This window comes from Zoogloea sp. (assembly GCF_028689785.1).
Classification (GTDB): Bacteria; Pseudomonadota; Gammaproteobacteria; order Burkholderiales; family Rhodocyclaceae; genus Zoogloea.
Genome location: NZ_JAQVCN010000115.1, coordinates 1 through 5,527, shown reverse-complemented (window position 1 = coordinate 5,527; position 5,527 = coordinate 1). Strand labels below are relative to the sequence as shown.

The following is a 5,527-nucleotide window of genomic DNA, read 5'->3' as shown; positions in this document are numbered from 1 at the left end:
CCCGCCTCCTCCCTGATCGACACCTCAGGGGTGTACGACGGCAGGCGCTGCCGGCGCATCCGCTATAATCCCGCCTTTGCCTTCAACACACAGAATCCCCATGGAACTGGCCAAGAGTTTCGAGCCGGCGGAGATTGAACGCCGCTGGTATGAGCACTGGGAGTCGAGCGGCTACTTCGCCGCCGGCCTCGACCGCAGCAAGCCTGCCGATCAATCCTTCTGCATCCTGTTGCCGCCGCCCAACGTCACCGGCACCCTGCACATGGGTCACGGCTTCAACCAGACGCTGATGGACGCGCTCACCCGCTACCACCGCATGCGCGGCTGGAACACCCTGTGGCAGCCTGGCACCGACCACGCGGGCATCGCCACCCAGATCGTCGTCGAGCGTCAGCTCGACGCCCAGGGCATCTCCCGCCACGACCTCGGCCGCGAGAAATTCCTCGAGAAGGTCTGGGAGTGGAAAGAGTATTCCGGCGGCACCATCACCCAGCAGATGCGCCGCATGGGCACCAGCCCCGACTGGAGCCGCGAGCGCTTCACGATGGATGCGGGCCTCAACAAGATCGTCACCGAAACCTTCGTGCGTCTCTACAACGAAGGCCTGATCTACCGGGGCAAGCGGCTGGTGAACTGGGATCCCAAGCTGCACACCGCCGTGTCGGATCTTGAAGTGGTCCAGGAAGAGGAGGATGGCTTCATGTGGCACATCCACTATCCCTTCTCCGACGGTCCGATCGGCGGGCTGACCGGCCTCACGGTCGCCACCACCCGCCCCGAAACCATGCTCGGCGACGTGGCCGCGATGGTGCACCCGGAAGACGAGCGCTACGCCCACCTGATCGGCAAGACCGTCCGCCTGCCCCTGTGCGATCGCGACATCCCGATCATCGCCGATGACTACGTCGACCGTGAATTCGGCACCGGCGTGGTCAAGGTCACCCCAGCCCACGACTTCAACGACTACGCCGTCGGCCAGCGTCACAAGCTTCCGCAGATCAGCATCCTCACGCTGGATGCCAAAATCAACGACCACGGCCCCGTCAAATATCGTGGCATGGACCGCTTCGACGCCCGCAAGGCCATCGTCGCCGACCTGGAAGCCGCTGGCGTGCTGGTGGAGGTCAAACCTCACAAGCTGCAGGTGCCTCGCGGCGACCGGACCGGTGTGGTCATCGAACCGATGCTCACCGACCAGTGGTTCGTCGCCATGTCCAAGCCGGGCGAAGATGGCAAGTCCATCACGCAAAAGGCGCTGGATGTCGTGGCGTCCGGCGAGATCGAGTTCGTCCCCGGCAACTGGGTCAACACCTACAACCAGTGGCTCAACAACATCCAGGACTGGTGCATCTCGCGCCAGCTGTGGTGGGGCCACCAGATTCCGGCCTGGTACGGCATCGACGGCGAATGCTTCGTTGCCCACAGCGAAGAAGAAGCCCGTGCGCTGGCCGACAAGGCCGGCTACCCCGGCCCGCTGACCCGTGACCCGGACGTGCTCGACACCTGGTACTCGTCCGCCCTGTGGCCCTTCTCGACCCTCGACTGGACGCCGGATTACCCGGCCCAGTCGAACGACGCACTGGACCTCTACCTGCCGTCCACGGTGCTCGTCACCGGCTTCGACATCATCTTCTTCTGGGTGGCGCGCATGGTCATGATGACCAAGCACATCACCGGCAAGATCCCCTTCAAGCACGTTTATGTGCATGGCCTGATCCGCGACGCCGAAGGCGCCAAGATGTCCAAGTCGAAGGGCAACGTGCTCGACCCGATCGACCTGATCGACGGCATCGGCATCGACGCCCTGGTGGCCAAGCGCACCACCGGCCTGATGAACCCCAAGCAGGCCGCCAGCATCGAGAAGAAGACCCGCAAGGAATTCCCCGAGGGCATCCCCGCCTTCGGCACCGACGCCCTGCGCTTCACCTTCGCCAGCCTCGCCAGCCCCGGTCGGGACATCAAGTTCGACATGAGCCGCTGCGAGGGCTACCGCAACTTCTGCAACAAGCTGTGGAACGCCACCCGCTTCGTGCTGATGAACGTCCAGGGCCACGACCTGGGCCTCGAGCACAAGCAGGACGGCCCGTCCTGCGGCGGCAGCAACGGCCCGCTGGAATTCTCGTTCGCCGACCGCTGGATCGTGAGCCGCCTGCAGCGCGTCGAGAAGGAGATCGAGCAGCACTTCGGCGAATACCGCTTCGACCTCGTCTCCAAGACGATCTACGAGTTCATCTGGGACGAGTACTGCGACTGGTACCTGGAGCTCGCCAAGGTCCAGATCAACACCGGTAGCGACGCCGCCCAGAAGGGCACCCGCCGCACCCTGATCCGGGTCCTCGAAACCATCCTGCGGCTGGCTCATCCGCTGGTTCCCTTCGTCACCGAAGAGTTGTGGCAGACCGTCGCCCCGCTGGCCGGCCGCAAGGATGTGGACAGCCTGTGCCTGGCCCGCTACCCGCAGGCCGACCTGGGCCGCATCGACGAAAAGAGCGAGGCCGACGTGGCCGAACTCAAGAGCCTGATCGGCGCCTGCCGCAACCTGCGTGGCGAGATGAACATCTCCCCGGCCCAGCGCATGCCGCTGATTGCCAGCGGGAACGCCGCGCAGCTGAAGAAGTTCGCACCCTATATCGCCGGCCTCGCGAAGCTGTCGGAAGTTCAGGTGGTGGACGAGATCAGCGGTGAAGAGCTGGCGCCGGTGGCCATCGTTGGCGAGCAGCGCCTGATGCTGAAGGTGGAGATCGACATCGCCGCCGAACGGGAGCGCATCGCCAAGGAGATCGCCCGTATCGAAGGGGAGATCGTCAAGGCCAACGCCAAGCTCTCCAACGAGAGCTTCGTGGCCCGCGCTCCCGCCGCCGTGGTGGCCCAGGAAAAGGAGCGCCTGGCCAGCTTTTCAGCAACTCTGGACAAGCTCAAGCCGCAACTGGCCAAGCTGGCCGGCCACTAAGGCAGGCGTGCTGCTGCACAGACGGGAGCCACCCTGGGTGACCCCACTGCTCACTTAGGAAACGGCCGCCCGGCGGAGGTGTCAGCCAGAAAATCCGGAGCTTCCCAGAGGCTCCGGATTTTTTTAATCCTAATGACACTGGATGCTGCCCTGACGATCATCAGCCAACCGCAGGAGCGCGGCAGGCTCCAGGAAACGGGCTCTGCGCATGCCGGAAACCAGGTGAGGAGTCCCTGCCGGTTCCCGCACTGAACTTATTTCCGGCGCAAAAAAAACTCCAAGACGTTATCCGGCAACACCCCCTGGGAGATCAATTCATTACCTGTCTGGCGGGCAAAGGCCTCGAAATCCCGAGCCGCCCCCGGGTCGGTCGACTGCACGCGCAGAACCTGGCCAGCCTGCATCTCCGCGAGCGCTTTCTTGGCCCTCAGGATGGGCAGAGGGCAGTTGAGGCCGCGAGCATCCACTTCCTTGTCAATATTCATTCAGTGACTCCATCGTCGAACAGGGGGATGGATTCTAACGCGGGCACAAGGCGGGCTGACAGCCTGCCACAACGCCACCTGCTAGCGCGAGGACTCACGGCGCTCTTTAACCTGCTCCAGCAGCAGGACCTTGACCTCCCGCAGGCGGGAATCCACAGCCGACTGCTCGAAAAAATCTCCATCGCGAGCCGCCTGGGCCAGGGTCAGCTGCTCCACGGCAGCCGCGTAATTGCCCTGGATCGCATAAACCTCTCCCAGGGAGTAGTGCTGCGGCAAGCGTTTTCCCAGTGCTGCCTCGGCCCGAGCGCGCAACTCCCACAGGTAGGCATCCGCCGGGGTCCGCAGGGTTTCAGCCTTGGCCAGTTCCAGGGCGTCACCGGCCTGCCCTGCCTCGATCCGGGCAGAGACCAGACCATACAGCAGTCGTCGGGACTGGGGAAAACGTCCGCGCGCCTCTGCCATCACCCGGACCGCTGCAGGAAAATCCCGGCGGGCCAGATGCAGGTCGGCTTCCAGCCCCGCCAGCATGGGGGAGACCACCTGGTAACGGCGGACCTCCATCTTGAGCTGCGCCAGCGCAGCCTGGGCATCATCGAGGCGCTTCAGCGCCAGATAAGCCCGGACCAGACCATAGCGTGCAGCCACCGGAGAGGGCTTGCCCTGAGCCACCGCAAGCTCGAGTTCGTCGAGCAGTTCCCGGGACGGACGCTCTCCCACCCGAAGTTTGGCCCGGACCAGCTGAAAATCCAGAGAGTCGGGCACCTGGCGGTAAGGCATCTGCATCACCCGGTTCTCCATCTCGGAAATACGCTCTCCGGTCAGGGGGTGGGTGCGCAGGTAGGCGGGCGCATTGTTTTCATAAAGACGCCCGTTCCGCTGCAGGCGCTCGAAGAAGGCCGCCATACCGCGGACGTCGTAGCCAGCAGTGGACAGCGTCTGCAAGCCGATCCGGTCCGCCTCGTGTTCAAAATCCCGGGAATAGGCCAGCTGGCTGCTGATACCGGCCGCCTGGCCGGCCATGATGGCTGCCTGGCTGGCCTGAGCACTGGACTTGGCGGCAAGCACCGCCACCAGGAGGGAGGCCAGCATGACCATCCCGGTCTGACTCTGCTTGCCCACCAGACGGGCAATATGGCGCTGGGTGACATGGGACACTTCATGAGCCAGCACACCGGCCAGTTCCGATTCACTCTGGGCAGCCAGAATCAGGCCAGTGTGAACACCGATCTTGCCCCCCGGCATCGCAAAGGCATTGAGGGAACCGTCACTGACACCAAAGAACTCGAAGGACATTCCCGCCCCCGCACTGGCTGCCACCAGGCGCTCGCCGGTCCGGTTGAGATAGTCCTCCACCTCCGCATCGCGCAGGTAGGCCGGATCCCGCCAACGGATGTCGCGCATGATCTGGGCACCGATTTTCTGCTCCGCAAGGGGAGAAAGGTCAGCGCTGGCACTATCTCCCAGGTCAGGCAGGTTCTGGGAAAAACCGCGTGGCACCAGGACCACGCACAGCAGCAGGGCGATCAGTCGATTTTTCACGGTGCTATGATACGCGACCCGATAGAACGGTTCCCCATCCCTGATGAGTGACACCCTTACCCATTTCGATGCCCGCGGCCAGGCCCACATGGTGGATGTCTCGGCCAAGTCCGAAACCCGGCGGATCGCCCGTGCCGAGGGGCGGATCGTGATGCAGCCCGCCACACTGAAGCGGATTCTCACTGGAGACAACAGGAAAGGGGATGTGATCGGAATTGCGCGTATTGCTGCCATTCAGGGCGCCAAGCGCACTGCCGACCTGATTCCCCTGTGCCATCCTGTGCCCCTGACCCGGGTCTCGGCCGACTTCACGGCAGAAGGCGAGGACACGGTCCGCTGCACTGTCACTGCCGAAACCGTTGGCCGCACCGGCGTCGAAATGGAAGCGCTGACCGCTGTTCAGGTGGGCCTGCTCACCATCTACGACATGTGCAAGGCGGTGGACAAGGGCATGACGATGGAAGGCATCCGCCTGCTGGAGAAGGAAGGCGGCAAGTCGGGGCACTGGAAGGCGGAGTGCTGAGCATGCAACGTCGCCATTTCCTTCAAGCTT

4 protein-coding genes are annotated in these 5,527 nt (G+C 63.8%); 2 read left to right on the top strand and 2 right to left on the bottom strand.

Going from position 1 to position 5,527, the window contains the following annotated elements; translation table 11 throughout:
• The first annotated feature begins 100 nt into the window (after positions 1 to 100).
• Positions 101 to 2,950 (top strand): valine--tRNA ligase, encoded by a 2,850-nt coding sequence (locus PHI64_RS23295; RefSeq protein WP_299888745.1) that lies wholly within the window; start codon positions 101 to 103, stop codon positions 2,948 to 2,950.
• A gap of 254 nt (positions 2,951 to 3,204) precedes the next feature.
• Here the strand turns inward: PHI64_RS23295 and PHI64_RS23290 are convergent, their stop codons facing one another.
• Together PHI64_RS23290 and PHI64_RS23285 are read right to left on the bottom strand one after the other, a co-directional pair.
• Positions 3,205 to 3,435, bottom strand: coding sequence for a sulfurtransferase TusA family protein (locus tag PHI64_RS23290; RefSeq protein WP_299888742.1), 231 nt, complete (start codon positions 3,433 to 3,435; stop codon positions 3,205 to 3,207).
• An 81-nt stretch (positions 3,436 to 3,516) separates the two neighbouring features.
• Positions 3,517 to 4,974 carry a M48 family metalloprotease gene (locus PHI64_RS23285; RefSeq protein ID WP_299888738.1) on the bottom strand — a complete coding sequence of 486 codons (1,458 nt, stop codon included), beginning with the start codon at positions 4,972 to 4,974 and terminating at the stop codon, positions 3,517 to 3,519.
• 43 nt (positions 4,975 to 5,017) lie between these two features.
• On the opposite strand from PHI64_RS23285, the gene moaC reads away from it, so the two are divergent.
• Positions 5,018 to 5,497, top strand: a complete 480-nt coding sequence (gene moaC / locus PHI64_RS23280) for a cyclic pyranopterin monophosphate synthase MoaC (protein ID WP_299888735.1) — start codon at positions 5,018 to 5,020, stop codon at positions 5,495 to 5,497.
• The last annotated feature ends 30 nt before the right edge of the window (positions 5,498 to 5,527 follow it).

Bases quoted from the DNA above. Each gene is read 5' to 3' on its own strand.
- PHI64_RS23295 (WP_299888745.1), top strand. From the start codon at position 101: ATGGAACTGGCCAAGAGTTTCGAGCCGGCGGAGATTGAACGCCGCTGG.
- PHI64_RS23290 (WP_299888742.1), bottom strand. From the start codon at position 3,435: ATGAATATTGACAAGGAAGTGGATGCTCGCGGCCTCAACTGCCCTCTG.
- moaC (WP_299888735.1), top strand. From the start codon at position 5,018: ATGAGTGACACCCTTACCCATTTCGATGCCCGCGGCCAGGCCCACATG.